The following is a 21,468-nucleotide window of genomic DNA, read 5'->3' as shown; positions in this document are numbered from 1 at the left end:
GCGTTCGTTAGCGACATTCTACAACATGCATGGCACGACTTCGGCCGGGATCACAGCGCCTCGAGGGCATCGGCCAGCTTGTCCACGGCGACCACCTCCATGCCCGGCGGCGAGGTCTTGGGAGCGTTGGCCCGGGGCACGATGGCGCGGGTGAAGCCGTGCTTGGCCGCCTCGACGATGCGCTCCTGGCCGCTGGGCACCGGGCGGATCTCGCCGGAGAGCCCCACCTCGCCGAACACCACCAGCTCCCGGGGGAGCGGCCGGCTCTGCAGGCTGGAGACCACCGCCAGCAGCACGGCCAGGTCGGCGCTGGTCTCCAGCACCTTGACCCCGCCCACCACGTTGAGGAAGACGTCCTGGTCCCCGGTGAAGAGCCCGCCGTGGCGATGCAGCACGGCCAGCAGCATGGCCAGGCGGTTGGCGTCCAGGCCCACGGCGACCCGCCGCGGATTGCCCAGCGGCGAGTCGTCGAGCAGCGCCTGCACCTCGACGAGGATCGGCCGGGTGCCCTCCCACACCACCATGACCAGGCTGCCCGGCGCCTGCTCCTCGGTACGCGAGAGGAAGATGGCGCTGGGGTTCTTCACCTCCTTGAGGCCGTGCTCGAGCATCGCGAAGACGCCCAGCTCGTTGACCGCCCCGAAGCGGTTCTTCTGGCCGCGCAGGGTGCGGAAGCGCGAATCGGCGCCCCCCTCCAGCAGCAGGGAGGCATCGATCATGTGCTCGAGCACCTTGGGGCCCGCCAGGGTGCCATCCTTGGTGACGTGACCGACCAGCAGCAGCACGGTGTTGCTCTGCTTGGCGAAGCGGGTCAGCGCCGCGGCCGATTCCCGCACCTGGGCCACGCCGCCGGGGGCCGAGGCGATGTCCTCTAGGTGCATGGTCTGGATGGAGTCGATGATCAGGATTTCCGGGCGCTCGCGTTCCGCCACGGCGAGGATGGTCTCGACGCTGGTCTCGGCCAGCATCTTCAGGCCGGCCACCGGCAGCTGCAGCCGGTGGGCGCGCATCGCCACCTGGGAGAGCGACTCCTCGCCGGTGACATAGAGTACCCGGCGGGACTGGGCCAGCTTGCAGGCGGTCTGCAGCAGCAGGGTCGACTTGCCCGCCCCGGGGTGACCGCCCAGCAGCACCGCCGACCCGGGCACCAGGCCGCCGCCCAGCACCCGGTCGAACTCCTCGAAGGTAGAGGAGAGCCTGGGCACCTCGGAGAGGTCCACCTGGGCGAGGTCGACCACCTCCCGCGAGAGGCTGCCGGCATAGCCACCCCGGCCGGCCGGGGTTCCGGCCGCCGCGCCGGGCCGGGCCGAGGCGAGGCGCACCTCGCTCAGCGTGTTCCACTGCTGGCAGCTGGTGCACTGCCCCTGCCACTTGCGGTACTCGGCGCCACACTCGGTGCAGACGAAGGCGCTCCTTGCTTTGGCCATGCGGTGCTCTCGGCTCGGGAAATCGATGGGACTAGTCTACCAGGCGCCCAAACGACGAGGGGCGGCCCAAGGCCGCCCCCGACTCGCCGCTGCGCCGTTCAGCGGCGCTGCAGCTGCAGCATCTCGTTGTTCTGGAAACGACGACGCTGGGGGTCGATCAGCTCCAGGGTGTTCGCGTCGATACGGAGGAAGTAGTAGATCTGGCCTTCACCGTCCGGCGTCAACTCATAGACGGTCGCGTCCGGGTCGGTGGCCGTCCCGCTGAGCACTTCCCAGTTGCCGGCATAGTTCTCGTCCGGCGGATCCTGCGGGTGCTCCCGATAGGACGCCTGCAGGGTAAAGGTGCGCTCTTCGGGCGCCGCCTGCTCCTCACCGCGCAGTTCGACATCGATGTCGATGCCATCACAGTTGCGGCACGGCAGGGTACCCTGGTAAGTCGCCACGCTGGCGTCGACAGCGGGCTCGTCGGCCCGGTCGGTAGGGCCGGCCGCACAGCCCGCCAGCAGTGCGAGCAAGGCCGAACCGGCAAGCAAGGTCCTGATTTGCATGTGTGTCCTCCTGAACAGTGGGCATGACACCGTAATCCACGGCGGCCTGAGAGACAGCATAACCTCTCAGGTCACCAGCGGACAGTCCCGCGGGCCGGGCGTTCCCCGGCTCAGGAGACACCCGAGTGGACATGGGCGAACACCAGGGCCAGCACCACCGGCATCACCACCAGCGACCCCAGGTTGCCGATCAGCACCAGGGAGGCCACCTTGTGGGGCTCCTGGCGGTACTGCTCGGCGACCAGGTAGTTGAGCACCGCCGGCGGCAGTGCGGCAAACACCCAGAGCGCGGCGGCCTGCAGGCCCGTGAGGTCCAGCAGCCAGATCAGGGGCAGCGCCAGGACCAGCCCCGACAGCGGGCAGAGCAGCGCCCCCAGCAGCCCGGTCTTCCAGTCGCCGAAGTCGATGTCGAGCATCCTCACGCCCAGCGCAAAGAGCAGCAGCGGGATGCAGACCCCGCCCAGCATGTGCAGCGCCTCGAGCAGCCAGGCCGGCAGCGGCACGCCGGCCAGGTTGACGCCCAGGCCCGCCAGGCTGGCCAGCACGATCGGCATGCGCAGGATGCGCCACAGCGGGGTGTGGGGGCTGAGCATGTAGAGCCCCACCGAGAAGTGCAGCAGCATCTCGACGATGAACAGCACGATGGCCGCGGGCAGCGCCGCCTCGCCGAAGGCCAGCAGCAGCAGCGGAATGCCCATGTTGCCGGAGTTGTTGAACATCATCGGTGGCAGGAAGGTCTTCGGCTCCAGCCTGAGCCACTTCACCACCGGCCAGAGCAGCAGCCCGGAGCCGAGCACGATCACCGCTCCGCCGAGGGCCAGCCCGAGGTACTCCTCGAGCGGGGCCTGCCCATCGGCGAGCACCGCGAACACCAGCATGGGCACGAACAGCTCCATGTTCAGGGTGTTGATGCTGCGGATATCCGGCGTCCGGAAGCGACCATAGAGGGTCCCGCAGCCGGCGATCAGGAAGACCGGCAGCAGGGTGGCGAGGATCTGTGCAGTCATGTCGGGGTCTCATGCACTCGGGAGGCAAAAGCCGTCAGCCTAGCACGGCTCTGGCTTGCGCGGTCAGGTCGGTCGCGTCACCATGGCAGGAGTTTCCATCCAGCCCCCGAGCGAGTGCCGATGAGCAAGTTCTGGAGTCCCGCCGTCCGCGAACTGACGCCCTACATTCCCGGCGAGCAGCCCCGTGAGCGCCTGATCAAGCTGAACACCAACGAGAACCCCTACCCGCCGGCCCCCGGGGTCGGTGCCGTGCTGCGGGAGTTCCCCACCGACCACCTGCGGCTCTACCCCGACCCGGAGTCGCGGGCGCTGCGCGAGGCGCTGGGCAGGACCTTCGGCGTGGATGCCGACCAGGTCTTCGTCGGCAACGGCTCCGACGAGGTGCTCGCCCTGGCCTTCCAGGCCTTCTTCCGTCAGGAAAGGCCCCTGGAGATGCCGGACATCACCTACAGCTTCTACCCCGTCTACTGCCGGCTGTATGGCGTCGAGCGTCGGGTCCGGCCGCTGAATACCCGCTGGGAGGTGGACCTGGACGCCTTCGACAGCGACTGCGGCGGCGTGATCTTCGCCAACCCCAACGCCCCGACCGGCCACGGCCATGGTCGCGAGGCGGTCGCCGGGCTGCTCGAGCGAATCACCGACTCGGTTGTCCTGGTGGACGAAGCCTATGTGGACTTCGGCGGCGAGAGTGCCGTGTCGCTCGTCGAGCGCTTCCCCAACCTGCTGGTCACCGGCACCTTCTCGAAGTCCCGCAGCCTCGCCGGGCTGCGTCTCGGCTATGCGGTGGGCTCCCGCGAGCTGATCGAGGGGCTCACGCGGGTCAAGAACTCGTTCAACTCCTATCCCGTGGACAGCCTCGCCAGTGCCGTGGCCATTGCCACCCTCGAGGACGCCGACCACTTCGAGGCCTGCCGCGAGAAGGTGATCACCACCCGTGAGCGCACGCGCCGCCAGCTCGAATCGCTCGGCTTCGAGGTACTGCCCTCCCGGGCCAATTTCGTGCTGGTCTCTCACCCCGAGTTCGACGCGGCCCAGCTGTTCGTCGGGCTGCGCGAGCGGGGCATCCTGGTACGCCACTTCAACACCGATGCGCTCCGCAACTTCCTGCGCATCACCATCGGCACCGACGACGAGATGGACAGCCTGGTCGAGACCCTCGAACTGCTCTGCGCCTGAGCCCCGGCCCCTCGCCCGAGAACGCCAGCCCGCGGGCTGGCGTTCCTTCAATCGGCTCGGCAGCCCGCAACGCAAAAAGCCCCGTGCTCTTTCGAACACGGGGCTTTTCATAATAGGTGCCTGACGATGATCGCGCCGGGCTCCGGGGGCCGGCACCCCGGGACTCTCCATGGGGAGACCCCCACAACGACGAAACCCCGACCAATGGCCGGGGTTTCTGAAAAGGTGCCTGACGATGACCTACTCTCACATGGGGAAACCCCACACTACCATCGGCGCTAAGCGGTTTCACTGCTGAGTTCGGCATGGGATCAGGTGGTTCACGCTTGCTATGGTCGTCAGGCGAAAAACGGAATCATGCTGGCAACGCGACACGTCTCTGCGTATCCGGCCCTGTCGGTCGTCATCTCAGACCGCTTGGGTGTTATATGGTCAAGCCTCACGGGCCATTAGTATCGGTTAGCTCAACGCCTTGCAGCGCTTCCACACCCGACCTATCAACCAGCTGGTCTCGCTGGGCCCTTCAGGAGGCTCAAGGCCTCAGGGAAGTCTCATCTTGAAGGGGGCTTCCCGCTTAGATGCCTTCAGCGGTTATCCCGTCCGCACATAGCTACCCGGCAATGCCACTGGCGTGACAACCGGAACACCAGAGGTGCGTCCACTCCGGTCCTCTCGTACTAGGAGCAGCTCTTCTCAAACTTCCAACGCCCACGGCAGATAGGGACCGAACTGTCTCACGACGTTCTAAACCCAGCTCGCGTACCACTTTAAATGGCGAACAGCCATACCCTTGGGACCGACTTCAGCCCCAGGATGTGATGAGCCGACATCGAGGTGCCAAACACCGCCGTCGATGTGAACTCTTGGGCGGTATCAGCCTGTTATCCCCGGAGTACCTTTTATCCGTTGAGCGATGGCCCTTCCATACAGAACCACCGGATCACTAGAACCTACTTTCGTACCTGCTCGACGTGTCTGTCTCGCAGTCAAGCACCCTTATGCTCTTGCACTCAATGCACGATTTCCAACCGTGCTGAGGGTACCTTCGTGCTCCTCCGTTACGCTTTGGGAGGAGACCGCCCCAGTCAAACTACCCACCACACACGGTCCTCGATCCGGATCACGGACCTGAGTTAGAACGCCAATGATGCCAGGCTGGTATTTCAAGGTTGGCTCCACCCGAACTGGCGTCCGGGTTTCAAAGCCTCCCAGCTATCCTACACAAGCAACATCAGCGTCCAGTGTGAAGCTGTAGTAAAGGTTCACGGGGTCTTTCCGTCTAGCCGCGGGTACACAGCATCTTCACTGCGATTTCAATTTCACTGAGTCTCGGGTGGAGACAGCGTGGCCATCATTACGCCATTCGTGCAGGTCGGAACTTACCCGACAAGGAATTTCGCTACCTTAGGACCGTTATAGTTACGGCCGCCGTTTACCGGGGCTTCGATCAGGAGCTTCGCTTGCGCTAACACCATCAATTAACCTTCCGGCACCGGGCAGGCGTCACACCCTATACGTCCGCTTGCGCGTTTGCAGAGTGCTGTGTTTTTAATAAACAGTTGCAGCCACCTGGTATCTTCGACCGGTTCATGCTCCGGGCGCGAGGCCCTTCACACTACGCCGGCGTGCCTTCTCCCGAAGTTACGGCACCATTTTGCCTAGTTCCTTCACCCGAGTTCTCTCAAGCGCCTGGGTATTCTCTACCTGACCACCTGTGTCGGTTTGGGGTACGGTCCCACTGTATCTGAAGCTTAGAGGCTTTTCCTGGAAGCGTGGCATCAATGACTTTCGGACCGTGGTCCGTTCGTCTCGTCTCTCGGCCTTGGGGCACCGGATTTGCCTGATCCCCCAGCCTACTGACTTTCACCAGGACAACCAACGCCTGGCTCACCTAGCCTTCTTCGTCCCCCCATCGCAATACAGTGAGGTACGGGAATATTGACCCGTTTCCCATCGACTACGCCTTTCGGCCTCGCCTTAGGGGCCGACTCACTCTGCTCCGATTAGCGTCGAACAGAAACCCTTGGTCTTCCGGCGGGGGAGTTTTTCACTCCCCTTGTCGTTACTCATGTCAGCATTCGCACTCGTGATACCTCCAGCAAGCCTCTCGACTCACCTTCATCGGCTTACACGACGCTCCTCTACCGCTTGCCTGCATCCTTAAGCCTACTCATCTTGATCCGCACACCCGACTCAACGTTCGGGGAGCGCTTGAACGTCGCTTCGCGACGTTAATCGAATAGCCTTAAGTGATGCAGGCAAGCCCGTAGCTTCGGTACCTGGTTTGAGCCCCGTTACATCTTCCGCGCAGGCCGACTCGACTAGTGAGCTATTACGCTTTCTTTAAAGGATGGCTGCTTCTAAGCCAACCTCCTAGCTGTCTGAGCCTTCCCACATCGTTTCCCACTTAACCAGGATTTCGGGACCTTAGCTGACGGTCTGGGTTGTTTCCCTTTTCACGACGGACGTTAGCACCCGCCGTGTGTCTCCCACGCTCGCACTCACCGGTATTCGGAGTTTGCCTCGGGTTGGTAAGTCGGGATGACCCCCTAGCCGAAACAGTGCTCTACCCCCGGCGGTGATACGTGAGGCGCTACCTAAATAGCTTTCGAGGAGAACCAGCTATCTCCGGGCTTGATTAGCCTTTCACTCCGATCCACAAGTCATCCAAATCTTTTTCAACAGATCCTGGTTCGGTCCTCCAGTTGATGTTACTCAACCTTCAACCTGCTCATGGATAGATCGCCCGGTTTCGGGTCTATTCCCAGCGACTGGTCGCCCAGTTAAGACTCGGTTTCCCTACGCCTCCCCTATACGGTTAAGCTCGCCACTGAAAATAAGTCGCTGACCCATTATACAAAAGGTACGCGGTCACAGAACACGTCTGCTCCCACTGCTTGTACGCACACGGTTTCAGGATCTATTTCACTCCCCTCTCCGGGGTTCTTTTCGCCTTTCCCTCACGGTACTGGTTCACTATCGGTCAGCCAGGAGTATTTAGCCTTGGAGGATGGTCCCCCCGTCTTCAGTCAAGGTTTCACGTGCCCCGACCTACTCGATTTCACATGATCAGATTTTCGACTACGGGGCTATCACCCGCTATGGCCACGCTTCCCAGCGTGTTCGCCTAATCAGTCTCATGCTTAAGGGCTGGTCCCCGTTCGCTCGCCGCTACTGGGGGAATCTCGGTTGATTTCTTTTCCTCAGGGTACTTAGATGTTTCAGTTCCCCTGGTTCGCCTCCCAACACCTATGGATTCAGTGTGGGATACCCTGCTTGTGCAGGGTGGGTTTCCCCATTCAGAAATGCCCGGGTCACAGGTCGTTTGCCACCTCGCCGAGCCTTATCGCAGGCTTCCACGTCTTTCATCGCCTCTGGCTGCCTAGGCATCCACCGTGTGCGCTTCATCGCTTGACCATATAACCCCAAGGGGTCTGGTCCGCGATGACGATTCGACAATTGCCGGATACGCTTGAGACGTATCTCGTGTCCTTTCCTTGCGGAAAGAACGTTTGTCAGCATGATTCACATTGTTAAAGAGCAGACTGTCAATCGACAGTCATAAACCGGTCATTGCATGGTGCAAGGAGGGCTTATGACTGCGGATCCGATCAGGTAACGACTGTGTGGGCGGGGGCAGACTCTCATGCAAGAGAGATGGTGGAGCCAAGCGGGATCGAAATCGAACGCGACCCCGGCGCGACCTCCTGGTGCCGGCAGGCGCTTTCCCAGCTGAGCTAAGGCCAAGTTCCTCAAGAGGAAATTGGTGGAGCCTAGCGGGATCGAACCGCTGACCTCCTGCGTGCAAGGCAGGCGCTCTCCCAGCTGAGCTAAGGCCCCGCTAAATGGTGGGTCTGGGCAGATTTGAACTGCCGACCTCACCCTTATCAGGGGTGCGCTCTAACCAACTGAGCTACAGACCCGGCTTCCAACCACTGGGTCCGCGACCCAAACAGTCTTTTGCTCTGGTCGATCAGGTAATTCATTGTGAGCACTTGCCGCGTGTCGGCGACGTCGTCGTTAAGGAGGTGATCCAGCCGCAGGTTCCCCTACGGCTACCTTGTTACGACTTCACCCCAGTCATGAACCACACCGTGGTGATCGCCCTCCGAAGTTAGGCTAACCACTTCTGGTGCAGTCCACTCCCATGGTGTGACGGGCGGTGTGTACAAGGCCCGGGAACGTATTCACCGTGACATTCTGATTCACGATTACTAGCGATTCCGACTTCACGGAGTCGAGTTGCAGACTCCGATCCGGACTGAGATCAGCTTTCTGGGATTAGCTCCACGTCGCCGCTTTGCAACCCTTTGTACCGACCATTGTAGCACGTGTGTAGCCCTACCCGTAAGGGCCATGATGACTTGACGTCGTCCCCACCTTCCTCCGGTTTGTCACCGGCAGTCTCCCTAGAGTTCCCGACCGAATCGCTGGCAAATAGGGACAAGGGTTGCGCTCGTTACGGGACTTAACCCAACATTTCACAACACGAGCTGACGACAGCCATGCAGCACCTGTCTGTGCGTTCCCGAAGGCACCAAGGTATCTCTACCAAGTTCGCACGATGTCAAGGGTAGGTAAGGTTCTTCGCGTTGCATCGAATTAAACCACATGCTCCACCGCTTGTGCGGGCCCCCGTCAATTCATTTGAGTTTTAACCTTGCGGCCGTACTCCCCAGGCGGTCGACTTATCGCGTTAACTGCGCCACTAAGAACTCGAGGCTCCCAACGGCTAGTCGACATCGTTTACGGCGTGGACTACCAGGGTATCTAATCCTGTTTGCTACCCACGCTTTCGCACCTCAGTGTCAGTGTCAGTCCAGAAGGCCGCCTTCGCCACTGGTATTCCTCCCGATCTCTACGCATTTCACCGCTACACCGGGAATTCTACCTTCCTCTCCTGCACTCTAGCCTGACAGTTCCGGATGCCGTTCCCAGGTTGAGCCCGGGGCTTTCACAACCGGCTTATCAAGCCACCTACGCGCGCTTTACGCCCAGTAATTCCGATTAACGCTCGCACCCTCCGTATTACCGCGGCTGCTGGCACGGAGTTAGCCGGTGCTTCTTCTGTGGGTGATGTCCTTCCTCGAGGGTATTAGCCCCAAGGCTTTCTTCCCCACTGAAAGTGCTTTACAACCCGAGGGCCTTCTTCACACACGCGGCATGGCTGGATCAGGCTTTCGCCCATTGTCCAATATTCCCCACTGCTGCCTCCCGTAGGAGTTCGGGCCGTGTCTCAGTCCCGATGTGGCTGATCATCCTCTCAGACCAGCTACGGATCGTCGCCTTGGTGAGCCATTACCTCACCAACCAGCTAATCCGACATAGGCTCATCCGATAGCGCAAGGTCCGAAGAGCCCCTGCTTTCTCCCGTAGGACGTATGCGGTATTAGCCTGGGTTTCCCCAGGTTATCCCCCACTATCGGGCAGATTCCTATGCATTACTCACCCGTCCGCCGCTCGACGCCTGGGAGCAAGCTCCCATCGTTTCCGCTCGACTTGCATGTGTTAGGCCTGCCGCCAGCGTTCAATCTGAGCCATGATCAAACTCTTCAGTTTAAGATCATATAGTCCTTACCCTTCAAGGAAGGAAGCGGACCAAACTTGGCTCAAGGTTCAAACGTTCTCAAAAAGATCCGTGGATCTTTGACGAGTCGCTTGCCTTGATGTTTCAGTGACTGGTCACCGACACATCGACAAGCGCCCACATGAATTACCTGATCGATTGTTAAAGAGCGTCTCGCTTGCTGTCGTGACGTGAGCCGTGGCTTCCGTCTCGCCAGCGCCCTGCGAGGAAGGCGTATTCTACCGATTCGCTTCGGCGTGTCAAGCAGTGGTTGGCGAAGCGAACTTGCCGTATCTGCTGACCGCCCCACCCCGTCGAGGGGGGCGGCGAATCCCGTGGGGCGCATTCTACCGAATCCGCGGTGACTGTCAAGCGAGGTGTTTTCGAAAACCCCAAGCAGAACAACCACTTCCCCCACTCTTTACCGCCGGCAACGTTGCCCGTCGCCGGCAGCGGATGCGTACTTTACGGACTTCCCCGGGACCCCGCAAGCCCTTCCGGTAAAAAAATTGGTTCTTGGCACATCAGCGTGACAGCTGAGTAGTAGGAGGGCAGCTTTGCTGCGCGACTGGCGCCGCCAGGCGCCCGACAAAACCGCCTGGCGTCATGCGAGCCCTGAGGGAGGCCTTCGGCCTCCAGTCGCGATGCAGAGCCGGGACGCCGGACCGACCCCTCCTACAGGCAGAACCACGCCAAGGTGCGATGTGCCAAAAAGTTCAGGGCGGTGGCAGGAAGGTCAGAGAACCGACCCGGCTATCCACAAGAGGCCGCTGCCGGCCCCCTGTGGTGGCCCTTGTGGAGAGTCTCACGGCGGGGCGGGTCGGCTGGCCCGGTCGAGCAGCGAGAGAATCGAGCGGTAGGGAATGCCCCCGTGCTGGCTCAGGCCGATCTCGCAGGTCCGCGAGTTGGAGTAGCCGGCGCTGCACTCCGCCACCTGCTCGGCCAGCCCCGCCAGGGCCGAGGCATTGAGCTCGGGCGTACTGAAGCCCTTGTCGCCGGCGAAGCCGCAGCAGGTGATCTCGGCGGGCACCACCACCTCCCTGGCACAGGCTCGCGCCAGCCCGACGAACTTGTCGGCCAGCCCCATGCGGGTGCTCGAGCAGGTCACGTGCACCGCGACACGCTCGTCCACCGGCGTCACGGCGAGCCGGGGCAGCAGGTGGTCGTGGGCGAAGGCCACCGGCTCCAGCATCTCGAGTCGCTCGTCCAGGGTCTCCCGCATCTGCAGGGTGCAGGGGCTGGTGTCGCAGAGCACCGGGTAGCGTCCGTTCTGGCTGGCCAGCAGCAGCTCGCGGTTGAGCTCCCGCGCCTTGTGGGTCGCCTCATCGAACTGCCCCTTGGACTGGAAGGCCATCCCGCAGCACAGGTGACCGATCATCTCCGGCAGGATCACCTCGAAGCCGGCCTTCTCGAGCAGCGACAGGGTGATCTCCATCACCGAGCGCGACTCGGCGTCGCGGCGCGTGGCGCCGAAGACCCGTGTCGCACAGGAGGGCAGGTAGACCACCTTGTCACGCCCCGCATCGGCGGCGGCCGCCCGCTTGAGTACGCGGATCGGTGCCGCCTGGGGCAGTGCCGGTGTCCACTGGGGCAGGCGGTCGCCGCTCAGGCGCCGCGCCCCGGCGCTGGCCTTGCCCATCAGGTCGTCGCCGAGCACGCGGTTCGCCGCGCCGGCCACGTTCAGCGCGCCCCGTGCCACGCGGGTGGCGCCGGAGAAGTGCCGCCCGACCCGCCGGGCCAGCCCGGCCCGCTCGGCGAGGCGGTCCCGACGCAGCTCGCGAACCAGGTCGCCGGTGTTGATGCCGACCGGGCACTGGGTGGCGCAGAGGCCGTCCGCCGCGCAGGTCTCGTCGCCGGCATAGCGATAGTCCTGGCGCATCGCCTCCAGCCGCGCCGACTCCTCGTCGGTGAGCCGGCCGCCCAGCGCCTCCAGCCGGGACATCTCCCGGGCGATCACGATGCGCTGCCGCGGCGTCAGCGTCAGGTCCTTCGACGGACAGACATGCTCGCAGAACCCGCACTCGATGCACTTGTCGACGATCGGATCCGTCGCCGGCAACGGCTTGAGGTTCTCCAGGTGCAGCGTCGGGTTGCGGCTGAGGATCACCTCGGGGTTGAGCAGATTCTCGGGATCGAACAGCGCCTTGATCTCCCACATCAGGGCGTAGGCGTCGGGCCCCCACTCCAGCTCCACGTAGGGGGCCATGTTGCGCCCGGTGCCGTGCTCGGCCTTGAGCGAGCCGCCGTACTCCACGCCGACCAGCTGCGCCACCTCGTCCATCAGCGCCTGGTAGCGCTCCACCTCGCCGGGCTTGTCGAAGCCCTGGGGAAAGACGAAGTGCAGGTTGCCCTCCAGGGCATGGCCGAACAGGATCGCCTCCTGGTAGCCGTGGCGGTGGAAGATGTCGGTCAGCGCCAGCACCCCCTCGTCGAGGCGCTCGATGGGAAACGCCACGTCCTCGATGATCACCGTGGTGCCGGTGTCGCGCACCGCCCCCACCGCGGGGAACAGGCCCTTGCGGATCTTCCAGTAGAGGGCGTAGCGATCGGCATCGCGGGTAAAGGTGACCGGCTCCAGGGTACGGATACCCTCCAGCGTCCCCTGCACCTCCTCCATGCGCGCGGCCAGATCGGCATCGTCGTGGCCGCGCACATCGATCAGCAGCGCCGCCGCCCCATCGGGGAGCGTGCGCAGCACCTCGGGCATGCCCGCCTCGTTCTCCACGGAGCGCAGCGCGGCGCGGTCCATCAGCTCCACCGCCGAGACCGGAGAGCGCTTGAGGGCAATGGTCGCGCGACAGGTGGTGGCCATGTCGGGGAAGAAGGCCAGGGCGGCGGCCTTGTGCGGCTCGTCCACCACGGTGTCGTAGGTGATGGCGCTGATGAAGCCCAGGGTCCCCTCGGAGCCGATCATCAGGTGCTTGAGGATCTCGATGCCGTCGGTGAAGTCCACCAGGCTGTTGAGGGCATAGCCCGTGGTGTTCTTGAGCCGATACTTGTGGCGGATCTTCTCGGCCAGCGCGTCGTTGCCCCGGGTCGTCTCCGAGAGGCGCTCGAGCCCCGCCAGCAGGTCGGCGTGGCTGCGGCGGAAGGCCGCCACGCTGTCGGCATCCGCGGTGTCCAGCAGGGCGCCGTCGGCCAGCACCACGCGGATGTCGCGCACCGTGCGGTAGCTGTTCTGGGCCGTGCCGCAGCACATGCCGGAGGCGTTGTTGGCGGCGATGCCGCCGATCATGCAGCTCGCGATGGACGCCGGGTCCGGCCCGATCTTGCGGCCGAAGGGCCCCAGCAGCTGGTTGGCCCGGGCCCCGATCACCCCGGGCTGCAGGCGGATCGCCCGGCCCTCGTCGAGGATCTCGTGGCCCCGCCAGCCGCGGCCGAGCTGGATCAGCACCGAGTCGGTCACCGCCTGCCCGGAGAGCGAGGTGCCGGCAGCGCGGAAGGTCACCGGCAGGCCCCGGGCCCGGCACTCCGCCAGGGTCAGCTGCAGCTCCCGCTCGCCTTCCGGACGCACCACCAGCCCGGGAATCAGCCGATAGAAGCTGGCGTCGGTGCCATAGGCCAGGGTGCGCAGCGGATCGTCGATCAGCCGCTCGGCGGGAATCGTGCCCGCCAGGGCCGCCTTGAGCTCGCGGAAGGCGACGGCGTTGGATTCAGGCATCGGGCGACTCCTGGGTGGTTCCCGCGTGACGCACCAGCACCACCAGTTCGCGGGGGCCGTGCACGCCATAGGCGAGGGTCTGCTCGATATCGGCGGTCTTGCTGGGCCCGGAGATCAGCAGCGCATTGGTGGGCATTCCCTTCGCCCAGCCGTGCTTCTCGACCACGTCGAAGAAGGTGTCCTCCAGGGTCTCTGCATCCAGCACGGCGATGTGCAGGGAAGGCACCAGGCTGATCAGCCGGGGCTCGTCGGGCGTCGGCCAGAGCCACAGGCTGCCCGTCTCGGCGATGGCGCCGAGGGTCGAGGTCAGGCCGGCGTCGACCGTCTCGAACTGCTCCTGCTGCCAGGTCTCGATCTCGCGATCCACGTCGACCAGCTCCACCTCGGCATCGGCCAGGGCCCGGCGCGCCTCGGCGGCCACCGGGTGCTCCTTGCCCAGCGCCAGCCGGCGCACGCCCTTCTCGGCCAGGACCTCCGCCAGGGCGGTGGTCCAGCTCTCGCGGCTGGCATGGACCACCTCGCCGTGTACCGAGCCGATCAGCCGCTCGAAGCGCGCCAGGCGCTCCTCGGGGTCCCAGCCGCGATTCGTCACCACGGCGAAGTCGCTCTCGGGGGCGCTCAGCGGGCCATCGAGGCGTTCGCGCAGCCGCTGGAGGATGTTGTTCCGGGCACTCATGAGCGATTCTCCCCTTCGCTGCCGTCGGCCTGCTGCCGGCGCCTGTGCTGCTTCACCAGGGCGTGCAGCGACGCCCGGGCGGGCTTCGGCGCGGTGCGGTAGTCGGTCCAGGGCGCCAGCTTCGCGGGCATCAGCGCCTGGAGCTTGCCGGCCAGCGCCGTGCCGCTGCGCCAGACGCCGGGATGGGTCGCCATCCACTCGAAGCCCTTCCAGGCCGCGGCCTCCTTGCGGGTGCGCTTGACGCCGGCCCCCGCCACGTTGCCGCGCCCCTCGCCCACCGACTCGCGGCGCAGGCGCACCAGCAGGTCGGGAATCGGGATCTTCACCGGGCAGACCTCGCCGCAGGCGCCGCACAGGCTGGAGGCGGTGGGCAGGTCCTTGGTGTCCTCCAGGCCCATCAGGTGCGGCGAGAGGATGCTGCCGATCGGCCCCGGGTAGGTGGTGCCGTAGGTATGCCCCCCCACCCGGGTATAGACGGGGCAGTGGTTCATGCAGGCGCCGCAGCGGATGCAGCGCAGGGTGTCGAGCAGCTCATCGTCCTGATAGATGCGGGAGCGACCGCTGTCCACCAGCACCAGGTGCACCTCCTTCGGCCCGTCATGCTCGCCCTCCTTGCGCGGCGAGCTGATCATGTTGAAGTAGGTGGTGACGTGCTGGCCGGTGGCCGAGCGGGTCAGCAGCGCATAGAGCGGCGGCACGTCGCGCAGGTGCTCCACCACCTTCTCGATGCCGGTCACGGCGATGTGCACCGGCGGTACCGTGGTGGTCATGCGTCCGTTGCCCTCGTTCTCCACCAGGCAGAGGGTGCCGGTCTCGGCCACCGCGAAGTTGACCCCGGAAACCCCCACGTCGGCGGCCATGAAGCGCTCGCGCAGCTGGGCGCGGGCCGCCGCGGTCATGTAGTCGACGTCCCGGGAGCGCTCGGTGCCGGTCTTGTCGTGGAGGATCTCGGAGATTTCGTCGGTATTGAGGTGGATCGCCGGCATGATGATGTGCGAGGGCGTCTGCTCGTTGAGCTGCACCAGGTACTCGCCGAGGTCCGACTCCAGCGCCTCGATGCCGGCCTCCTCCAGGTGGGCATTGAGGTGCATCTCCTCGGAGACCATCGACTTGCCCTTGATCACCGACTTGGCACCGTGGCTATCGCAGATCCCGCGGATGATCCGGCATGCCTCGTCGCCATCCTCGGCCCAGTGCACCCGGATGCCGTTGGCCTCGCAGTTGGCCTCCAGCTGCTCCAGCAGGTCGGGCAGCTTCGCCAGGGCCCGCAGGCGGATGTTGGCGCCCAGCTCGCGCAGCGTCTCCAGGTCCCAGTCGCTGAAGACATCGCGGCGCTTGGTCATCAGGCCATCCATCGCCTTGCGGAAGTTGGCGCGGATCTGGGGGTTCCCCAGGGCATCGTGGGCCTGGCGGTGGAACTCCCGGGGAGTGAAGGTCTGTACGCTCATGAGGTCCTCCGCCACAGGTAGCTGGCGATATGCTCGCCCTTGACCGCCTTCTTCTGCTGCTCGAAGCGGCCGCCGATGTTCATCATGCAGCCGCAGTCGGAGGTGACGAAGCGCGCCGCGCCGGCCGCCTCGATGGCCTTCGTCTTATCGTCGACCATGGCTCCCGATATCTCGGGGTGGCGCACCGAGAAGGTACCGCCGAAGCCGCAGCACTCCGCGGCGCGCTCCTGCTCGACGAGCTCCACCCGCCCCAGCTGGCCCAGCAGGGCCGGGCCGGTCTCGGCCAGCCCCATCTCGCGCCGGGCGCTGCACGAGGTGTGCATGGCCACCTTCTCGGGCTCGCCGCGGTCCTCGAGCTGCAGGTGACAGACGTGAACCAGGAACTCGGTCAGCTCATGGATGCGCCCGGCCACGTCGTTGGCCTGCGCCTCCAGGTCGGTGCCGGCGAACAGCTGGGGGTAGTGCTTGCGCATCATGCCGCCACAGGACCCCGAAGGCACGACGATCGGCCAGGGCTCGGGGAAGAGCCCGAGCTGTGCCGCCGCCACCGCCCGCGCCTCGTCGTGGTAGCCCGAGGTGTAGGCCGGCTGTCCGCAGCAGGTCTGGTCCTCGGGAAACAGCACCTCGACGCCCTCCCTCTCCAGAAGGCGAATGGCATCCATTCCGGCTTCGGGGTAGAAAAGGTCGATCAGGCAGGTACCGAAGAAGTAGACCTTCTCCGGTTTCGGCGGATAGCACTTGACTGGCGTCATCGGCAGGATCCTCGGCGGCATTCGGATTGTTGTGCCTCGATGGAAAATTGGTAAAACCAATTGACAGAAAGGCGTGGGCGCACCTTATGAGGCGCCCCTGACAGTGTCAAACCCGCGGCCGCTTTTTTCCTGCCCCATCGCGCTATACTTTGGTATAGCGTATCGAGGCCGTACAGCAACTCGCTGAAAGCACAGGCAAAGACCACGCCGCGTGCGGCACCCCATGCGCCGCCATTATTGGTAATACCAATTCGTTGTCGTACCATACGGCCAGCGCCACAACACTCGGAGGCACCTCGCCATGGCCTACCAGCCCGTCCGCCAGCCCCGGCTCGCCGACGTCATCACCGAACGCCTCGAGGCCATGATCCTCGAGGGCAGCCTCAAGCCCGGCCAGCGCCTGCCCCCGGAGCGGGAGCTGGCCGAGCGCTTCGGGGTGTCGCGACCCTCGTTGCGCGAGGCGATCCAGAAGCTGGCGGCCCGCGGGCTGCTGGTCAGCCGCCAGGGCGGCGGCACCTTCATCACCCAGGAGCTCAACAGCAGCTACAGCGACCCGCTGCTCGAGATGCTGGCCCGCCATGGCGAGTTCCACCTGGACCTGCTGGAGTTCCGCGACGCCATGGAGGGGATCTCCGCCTACTACGCCGCCCTGCGCTCGACGCCCACCGACAAGGCCATCCTGATCAAGCGCTTCGAGGAGCTCGACGCCTGCTTCAAGGGGCGCGACCCGGCCCTGGAGGCCAAGGCCGACGCCGCCTTCCACCTGGCCATCGCCGAGGCCGCCCACAACGTGCTGCTGCTGCACACCATCCGCGGCATCTTCCACCTGCTGGAGCGCAGCATCGTCGACAACCTGGCCCACCTCTTCGAGAAGCCCGATTCGCGGACGACGCTGATGGCCCAGCACCGGGCGCTGCTGGATGCGATCCTCGAGGGCCGCGCCGAGGATGCCCGCGAGCGGGCCCACGAGCACCTGGTCTATGTCGAGGAGGGGCTGCTGGAGGTGGCACGGGCCGAGACCCGGGCCCAGCGCGCCCTGCGCCGCGCCCAGGCCACGCCGGCCTCGCGCCGGGCACCGGCCTCGTGACAAGGGCGGAGCGACCGGCGCGCCTGCCGAACGGCTGGCGACGCCTGCTGCTGCTGCTGGTGCCGCTGGGCCTGGTCGCCGTGATGTGGCAGGCCGCCCAGGTGGCCCGGGTCCAGGCGCTTCAGGAGCTGCGCCAGGATGCCGAGAACGAGCTGCGGCTCTCGGCGGCGGGGCTGGTCGGCCACCTCTCGCGGCACGACTACCTGCCCCGGCTGCTCGCCTCCCGCGAGGGGGTGCAGCGCTTCCTCGCCTCCCCCGAGAGCCAGGACGCCATGCCGCTCAACCTGCTGCTGGACCGCTTCCGCGCCACCGCCGACGTCTCCGATGTCTACCTGCTCGACCGCCACGCCGATACCCTGGCCGCCAGCAACTGGCACCTCCCGCACAGCTTCATCGGCCAGAACTACGCCTTCCGCAGCTATTTCACCGATGCCATCGCCGGCGGCCAGGGCCGCTTCTACGGCCTCGGCGTGCAGTCGCTCGAGCGCGGCTACTACTTCTCGGCCCCGGTCTGGCTCGACGACACCCAGCCGGACTCGACGCCGGACGGCGTGATGGTGGTCAAGGTGCTGCTCGACGCCGTGGAGGCGGGCTGGGCCGACCAGGATGCCGAGCTGCTGGTCACCGACGAGGACGACATCATCTTCATGGCCAGCCGTCCTGAGCTGCGCATGGCCTCGCTGCACCCGCTCTCCGAGGACCAGCGCCAGGCCCTGCTGGCGACCCGGCGCTACGCCGACGAACCGCTGGCCCACTCCGGCATCGAGGTGGTCGAGCCCCTGGGCAACCAGACCCGCCTGGTCGGCTTCTCCTCGGGCCCGCTCGCCGAGAATCGCTACCTCGGCCTCTCCCGGCCCCTGGAGGAACTCGGCTGGGAGATGCACATCCTCAAGCCGCTCTCCCCGGTGATCCAGGCCCAGTGGGTCTCCGCACTGCTGGCCGGGGGCCTCTACGGCATCGTGCTGCTGGGCGGCGGGGTCGGCTGGCAGCGCCTGCGCCTGCGCCGCGAGCGGGAACAGTTCGCCGAGCGCGAGCGCCAGACCCTGGCCCGCGCCCGCGACGAGCTGGAACGCAACGTCCAGCGTCGCACCCGGGACCTGGTGGAGACCAACCGCCGCCTCTCCGACGAGATCGAGGAGCGCCGGCGCGCCGAGGACAACCTGCGCCAGACCCGTGACGAGCTGATCCAGGCGGCCAAGCTCGCCGTGCTCGGCCAGCTGGCCGCCGGCATCAACCACGAGCTGAACCAGCCCCTGGCGGCGATCCGCGCCTACGCCGAGAACGCCCGCATCCTGCTCGAGCGCCAGCGCCCCGAGAGCGCGGACAGCAACCTCGAGCAGATCATCGAGCTCACTGGGCGCATGGCCGAGATCAGCGCCCAGCTGCGCCAGTTCTCGCGCAAGAGCGGCGAGAGCCTCACCGCCGTCTCGGTGCCCGCCTGTATCGACTATGCCCTGCGCCTCTTCCAGGCCCGGCTGCGCGACGCCGACGTGAGCGTCGAGCGGCAGTGGCCCGAAGAGGAGGTGTGGGTGCGGGCCGACCTGGTGCGCCTGGAGCAGGTGCTGGTCAACCTGATCGGCAACGCCCTGCAGGCGATGGCCGAGGTCGAGGCCCCGCGCCTGACTCTCTCCATCGAACGGGACGACACCCGGGTACGCCTCGGCGTGGCCGACAACGGCCCCGGCATTCCCGAGGAGCACCTGGGCCGCATCTTCGAGCCCTTCTTCACCACCAAGTCGCCGGGCAGTGGCCTGGGGCTCGGCCTGTCGATCTCCTCGCGTATCGTCGACGACCTCGGCGGCCGCCTGGTCGCCAGCAACCGCCCCACCGGCGGCGCCCTGTTCACCCTCATCCTGCCCCGCGACGACGGCACGGCCGGCGCCGCGAACCACCGCACCCAGGAGAACGCTTCCCATGCATGACCCGGCGGCCATTCCGGTGATCATCATCGACGACGAGCCCCACCTGCGCATCACTGCCGGCCAGACCCTCGAGCTCGCCGGCTACACCCCGGAGCCCTACGCCAGCGCCGAGGAGGCCCTGGAACGGCTGCCGCCGGACTTCCCCGGGGTGGTGGTCAGCGACATCCGCATGCCGGGCATGGACGGCATGGCGCTGCTGCGCGAGGTGCGGCTGCGCGACCCGGACCTGCCGGTGATCCTGATCACCGGCCACGGCGATATCTCCACCGCCGTGGAGGCAATGCGCGAAGGCGCCTGGGACTTCCTGGAGAAGCCCTTCGCCGGCGAGCGGCTGGTGGAGGTGGTGCGCCGCGGCATCGAGAAGCGCCGGCTGAGCCTGGAGAACCGCGCCCTCAAGGCCGAGCTCGAGGCGCAGCAGTCGGCCCCGGGGCCGCGCCTGGTGGGCCGCACCCCGGCCATCCAGCGCCTCGCCTCCATGGTCCAGCGCATCAGCCAGGTGGACGCCGACGTGCTGCTGTTCGGCGAGACCGGCGCCGGCAAGGACCTGGTGGCCCGCGCCATCCACGAGCGCAGCCCGCGGGCCGGCCACCCCTTCGTCGCCATCAACTGCGGCGCGGTGCCCGAGAGCACCATCGAGTCGGAGCTGTTCGGCCACGAGAAGGGCGCCTTCACCGGCGCCGTGGAGCGGCGCATCGGCAAGTTCGAGCATGCCAGCGGCGGCACCGTGTTCCTCGACGAGATCGAGTCGATGCCGCTGTCGCTGCAGGTCAAGCTGCTGCGTGTGCTGCAGGAGCGCAGCGTCGAGCGGCTGGGTGCCAACGTGCCGATCCCCCTGGACATCCGGGTGATCGCCGCCACCAAGGTCGACCTCAAGGCCGCCGCCGAAGCGGGACAGTTCCGCGAGGACCTCTACTACCGCCTCAACGTGGTCACGTTGCCGATCCCGCCGCTGCGCGAGCGCCGTGAGGACATCCCGCTGCTGTTCCAGCACTTCGCGGTGGTGGCCGCCAACCGCAGCGGCCTGGAGGCCCCGCCGCTGGATGCCGCCGGCATCTCGGCGCTGCTGGCCCACGACTGGCCCGGCAACGTGCGCGAGCTGCGCAACCTGGCCGAGCGCTACGTGCTGCTGGGCTCCGCCTTCGGCTACCGCCTGGATGCGCTGCTGGAGGGGGCGGAGAGCGAGGCCGGCGAGCTGGCCCTGCCCCAGCAGGTGGAGCTGTTCGAGAAGAGCCTGATCGACCAGGCCCTGGCCCGCCACCGCGGCCGCGTCAGCGAGGTGAGCGAGCAGCTCGGCCTGCCGCGCAAGACCCTCTACGACAAGCTGCGCAAGTACGGCCTCAAGGCCGAGGACTACCGCCAGAGCGCCGAGCCCTGAGCGAGCAGCGCCCACAGCGGCGGCCAGGCCGGCAGCCACGGCAGCAGGTTCACCGCCGCCAGCAGCATCACCAGCGAATTGCCGGGCGAGCGCCAGTCGAAGGGCTTGAGCGCGGTGCCGAAGGAGCGCTTGATGCGCGCGCCGGTGAGGTCGACGCTGTAGAGCTCGTCCAGCGTCAGATGAATGACGAAGCCCAGCGCCACCGCCACGCCGTGGGCCCAGGCCAGGGTATCCGGCTGGGCGAATAGCCGCTGGCTCAGCGCCGCGGTGACCAGGCCACACAGCCCCGCCGCCAGCAGCGAGTGCCACAGGCCGCGATGCACGGTGAAGCGGGCGAACAGCGCCCCGGCGAGGTAGCGCACGGCGAGGTAGATCCCTCCGCAGGCCAGCAGCAGCGGCCCGATGGCCAGCCGGGACTGCAGCAGCAGGGCGCCCGCCACCACCGCCGGCACGGCCAGCAGGTTGAATATCAAGCGGATGGCCTTGGAGCGGTCGGCGTCGAGATCCGGCAGGATGCCGCCGAAGGTCACCAGCGCCAGCATCGGCAGGGCCTGCCAGGCCTCCCACAGGCCCGCCTGCCAGCCGCCATGGGCAACCACGGCGCCGCCGGCGGCGGCCACGCCGAGATGGGTGCGAAAGTCGGCCATGCCGCGGCGAGCCCTCGAATCACTGGATAAATCACCAGATTATCACCGCCAGGGCATGGAAAAACAATGGATTAGGAGCTTTAGCTTGGTTTTCTGGTTCTGGAAAGTTGGCTCGTTTCTGTCCCATCGACAAGCGTGCAATGGGTTCTAACTATTGGAGCCCTCAATAAGGGACA

The 21,468-nt window shown here is 65.8% G+C and carries 12 protein-coding genes, 2 tRNA genes and 3 rRNA genes; 4 read left to right on the top strand and 13 right to left on the bottom strand.

The window, feature by feature from the left end; all coding sequences use genetic code 11:
• Positions 1 to 50: 50 nt before the first annotated feature.
• The 3 genes from radA to NFC98_RS01590 form a co-directional block, all read right to left on the bottom strand.
• Positions 51 to 1,427, bottom strand: a complete 1,377-nt coding sequence (radA, locus tag NFC98_RS01600) for a DNA repair protein RadA (RefSeq protein WP_254276462.1) — start codon at positions 1,425 to 1,427, stop codon at positions 51 to 53.
• A gap of 98 nt (positions 1,428 to 1,525) precedes the next feature.
• Positions 1,526 to 1,975, bottom strand: coding sequence for a copper resistance protein NlpE N-terminal domain-containing protein (locus tag NFC98_RS01595; protein ID WP_254276461.1), 450 nt, complete (start codon positions 1,973 to 1,975; stop codon positions 1,526 to 1,528).
• A gap of 110 nt (positions 1,976 to 2,085) precedes the next feature.
• Complete coding sequence (locus NFC98_RS01590; protein WP_183334176.1) at positions 2,086 to 2,982, bottom strand: AEC family transporter; 897 nt, start codon at positions 2,980 to 2,982, stop codon at positions 2,086 to 2,088.
• 120 nt (positions 2,983 to 3,102) lie between these two features.
• On the opposite strand from NFC98_RS01590, the gene hisC reads away from it, so the two are divergent.
• A complete protein-coding gene (gene hisC, locus NFC98_RS01585; RefSeq protein ID WP_254276460.1) occupies positions 3,103 to 4,158 on the top strand; it encodes a histidinol-phosphate transaminase in 1,056 nt (351 codons plus the stop codon).
• Between the two features lie 227 nt (positions 4,159 to 4,385).
• Here hisC and rrf read toward each other — a convergent pair.
• The 9 genes from rrf to NFC98_RS01540 form a co-directional block, all read right to left on the bottom strand.
• Positions 4,386 to 4,501 (bottom strand): 5S ribosomal RNA (gene rrf, locus NFC98_RS01580).
• A gap of 85 nt (positions 4,502 to 4,586) precedes the next feature.
• Positions 4,587 to 7,575: ribosomal RNA gene (locus NFC98_RS01575) — 23S ribosomal RNA — on the bottom strand.
• Positions 7,576 to 7,922: 347 nt separating this feature from the next.
• Positions 7,923 to 7,998 (bottom strand) — tRNA-Ala (locus NFC98_RS01570).
• Positions 7,999 to 8,004: 6 nt separating this feature from the next.
• A tRNA-Ile gene (locus NFC98_RS01565) sits at positions 8,005 to 8,081 on the bottom strand.
• Between the two features lie 98 nt (positions 8,082 to 8,179).
• Positions 8,180 to 9,717: ribosomal RNA gene (locus NFC98_RS01560) — 16S ribosomal RNA — on the bottom strand.
• The 16S, 23S and 5S rRNA genes sit together here with 2 tRNA genes alongside, the layout of an rRNA operon.
• A gap of 812 nt (positions 9,718 to 10,529) precedes the next feature.
• On the bottom strand, positions 10,530 to 13,385 hold the full coding sequence (locus tag NFC98_RS01555) for an FAD-binding and (Fe-S)-binding domain-containing protein (RefSeq protein ID WP_254276459.1): 2,856 nt from the start codon (positions 13,383 to 13,385) through the stop codon (positions 10,530 to 10,532).
• A complete protein-coding gene (locus NFC98_RS01550; RefSeq protein WP_254276458.1) occupies positions 13,378 to 14,061 on the bottom strand; it encodes a lactate utilization protein C in 684 nt (227 codons plus the stop codon). Before NFC98_RS01550 ends, NFC98_RS01555 begins: the two co-directional genes overlap by 8 nt.
• Positions 14,058 to 15,509, bottom strand: coding sequence for a LutB/LldF family L-lactate oxidation iron-sulfur protein (locus NFC98_RS01545; protein WP_254276457.1), 1,452 nt, complete (start codon positions 15,507 to 15,509; stop codon positions 14,058 to 14,060). Before NFC98_RS01545 ends, NFC98_RS01550 begins: the two co-directional genes overlap by 4 nt.
• Positions 15,506 to 16,261 carry a (Fe-S)-binding protein gene (locus NFC98_RS01540; RefSeq protein WP_254276456.1) on the bottom strand — a complete coding sequence of 252 codons (756 nt, stop codon included), beginning with the start codon at positions 16,259 to 16,261 and terminating at the stop codon, positions 15,506 to 15,508. The genes NFC98_RS01545 and NFC98_RS01540 overlap by 4 nt, the downstream gene beginning before the upstream one ends.
• 301 nt (positions 16,262 to 16,562) lie before the next feature.
• Between NFC98_RS01540 and NFC98_RS01535 the strand changes: the two genes are divergently transcribed.
• The 3 genes from NFC98_RS01535 to NFC98_RS01525 are packed head-to-tail and all read left to right on the top strand — an operon-like array spanning position 16,563 to position 20,645.
• Positions 16,563 to 17,348 (top strand): GntR family transcriptional regulator, encoded by a 786-nt coding sequence (locus NFC98_RS01535; RefSeq protein WP_254276455.1) that lies wholly within the window; start codon positions 16,563 to 16,565, stop codon positions 17,346 to 17,348.
• Complete coding sequence (locus NFC98_RS01530) at positions 17,345 to 19,270, top strand: sensor histidine kinase (RefSeq protein WP_254276454.1); 1,926 nt, start codon at positions 17,345 to 17,347, stop codon at positions 19,268 to 19,270. Before NFC98_RS01535 ends, NFC98_RS01530 begins: the two co-directional genes overlap by 4 nt.
• Positions 19,263 to 20,645 carry a sigma-54 dependent transcriptional regulator gene (locus NFC98_RS01525; protein WP_254276453.1) on the top strand — a complete coding sequence of 461 codons (1,383 nt, stop codon included), beginning with the start codon at positions 19,263 to 19,265 and terminating at the stop codon, positions 20,643 to 20,645. The genes NFC98_RS01530 and NFC98_RS01525 overlap by 8 nt, the downstream gene beginning before the upstream one ends.
• Here NFC98_RS01525 and NFC98_RS01520 read toward each other — a convergent pair.
• Positions 20,621 to 21,292, bottom strand: coding sequence for a metal-dependent hydrolase (locus tag NFC98_RS01520; protein ID WP_254276452.1), 672 nt, complete (start codon positions 21,290 to 21,292; stop codon positions 20,621 to 20,623). The two genes, NFC98_RS01525 and NFC98_RS01520, sit on opposite strands and share 25 nt — an antisense overlap.
• Positions 21,293 to 21,468: the final 176 nt, after the last annotated feature.

Source organism: Halomonas sp. 3H (assembly GCF_024206005.1).
GTDB lineage: Bacteria > Pseudomonadota > Gammaproteobacteria > Pseudomonadales > Halomonadaceae > Halomonas > Halomonas campaniensis.
The sequence above is the reverse complement of the archived record's forward strand: the minus strand, read 5'-3'. Positions and strand labels throughout refer to the sequence as shown.

Bases quoted from the DNA above. Each gene is read 5' to 3' on its own strand.
- radA (WP_254276462.1), bottom strand. From the start codon at position 1,427: ATGGCCAAAGCAAGGAGCGCCTTCGTCTGCACCGAGTGTGGCGCCGAG.
- NFC98_RS01595 (WP_254276461.1), bottom strand. From the start codon at position 1,975: ATGCAAATCAGGACCTTGCTTGCCGGTTCGGCCTTGCTCGCACTGCTG.
- NFC98_RS01590 (WP_183334176.1), bottom strand. From the start codon at position 2,982: ATGACTGCACAGATCCTCGCCACCCTGCTGCCGGTCTTCCTGATCGCC.
- hisC (WP_254276460.1), top strand. From the start codon at position 3,103: ATGAGCAAGTTCTGGAGTCCCGCCGTCCGCGAACTGACGCCCTACATT.
- NFC98_RS01555 (WP_254276459.1), bottom strand. From the start codon at position 13,385: ATGCCTGAATCCAACGCCGTCGCCTTCCGCGAGCTCAAGGCGGCCCTG.
- NFC98_RS01550 (WP_254276458.1), bottom strand. From the start codon at position 14,061: ATGAGTGCCCGGAACAACATCCTCCAGCGGCTGCGCGAACGCCTCGAT.
- NFC98_RS01545 (WP_254276457.1), bottom strand. From the start codon at position 15,509: ATGAGCGTACAGACCTTCACTCCCCGGGAGTTCCACCGCCAGGCCCAC.
- NFC98_RS01540 (WP_254276456.1), bottom strand. From the start codon at position 16,261: ATGACGCCAGTCAAGTGCTATCCGCCGAAACCGGAGAAGGTCTACTTC.
- NFC98_RS01535 (WP_254276455.1), top strand. From the start codon at position 16,563: ATGGCCTACCAGCCCGTCCGCCAGCCCCGGCTCGCCGACGTCATCACC.
- NFC98_RS01525 (WP_254276453.1), top strand. From the start codon at position 19,263: ATGCATGACCCGGCGGCCATTCCGGTGATCATCATCGACGACGAGCCC.
- NFC98_RS01520 (WP_254276452.1), bottom strand. From the start codon at position 21,292: ATGGCCGACTTTCGCACCCATCTCGGCGTGGCCGCCGCCGGCGGCGCC.